This is a genomic window from Peribacillus sp. YIM B13482, assembly GCF_042787975.1.
Classification (GTDB): Bacteria; Bacillota; Bacilli; order Bacillales; family DSM-1321; genus Peribacillus; species Peribacillus simplex_A.
Map to the genome: position 1 here is coordinate 1 of NZ_JBHZPF010000146.1, position 1,046 is coordinate 1,046.

1 protein-coding gene is annotated in these 1,046 nt (G+C 34.3%); it reads right to left on the bottom strand.

Annotated elements, in window-relative coordinates; translation table 11 throughout:
• Window positions 1–253 precede the first annotated feature (253 nt).
• The gene (locus ACFX4L_RS25385) at window positions 254–766 is read right to left on the bottom strand and encodes a DUF2306 domain-containing protein (RefSeq protein ID WP_377406683.1); all 513 of its coding nucleotides are present in this window, start codon (window positions 764–766) and stop codon (window positions 254–256) included.
• Between the last annotated feature and the right edge of the window lie 280 nt (window positions 767–1,046).

A 1,046-nucleotide genomic window follows, 5' to 3' on the forward strand; every position in this document is an offset into this window, starting at 1 on the left:
GTGGTGTCTTACTCATATCTTACTGAGGAGCCCTATTTTTTTCAAAGCTGAAAAATAACGCTCTACAGGAATGCTAACGCACCCGTTAGTTCATTAAGAAAAGCGATTCTTATTAAAGAATAGCGCCCGATTGCTGAACAAGAATAACATATTTCTCTTTGTGCCTTATTTAACATAAGTCAGGATTATCAGAGTTTTTTAAAAATCTTGGTTCTGTTAAAGAAATAATGTTGTTTTTTAATACTAGGCTCTGTTATAAAGTATTGTTGTTTTCTTTCTTGGACAACTCTTTTCCCGGTTCTTCTTTTTTATTTCTTGTGTATTTTTGGCTTACGATATAAATCAAAGGTGTTCCGATGATAGTAGGTATAAACCAAAGCCATAGTTTGGGCAGTTGGTTAAGTAGAGGAACCATAACCCCAATATTAACCAAAAGAGCTGTTACAGCACCGATATAAGAACCTAACATACCTCTAATGTGGTGATGAATCCAGTTTTTCCAACGTCTTTTACGTGCAAGGTAACCATAAATCGCAAAGGAGTAAGAAAAAAGGGCCACATAAAACAAATAAGCGATTTCTTCCCATCGCAAAATTGACAAGATGATTGCAGTAATAAATATTACAACGTAAGATGCATGGTAGAGTTCACCCCATTTTGTATGAATACCTCTTCTTTTTTTGGCGGACATAGCTATTACACCTGAAAATAAGCATATTATTCCGAATATAATATGAATGATTAAAAGTATTTGGAAAGTATCCAAAGTAATCCTCCTTCAATTTATAACAACATATACCATAAATATATTCGAAGAAGATGTAAAAAATCATTAATAATTGTATTACATGTGCTATTCAAACCCAGTTTACAAAAGATTCTTAAAGGGAACCCACCCCAACCAAAACCAAACCCCTTGGCACCAACTATATGGCCCAATTGTTGAACAAAGGTCAAAGAGCACTCTTCAACTCCCTCAGTTTGATACAAATATCTCTCGAATGCTCACTTATTCGCAGGATTTCATAACCCTTGTAATTGGATTT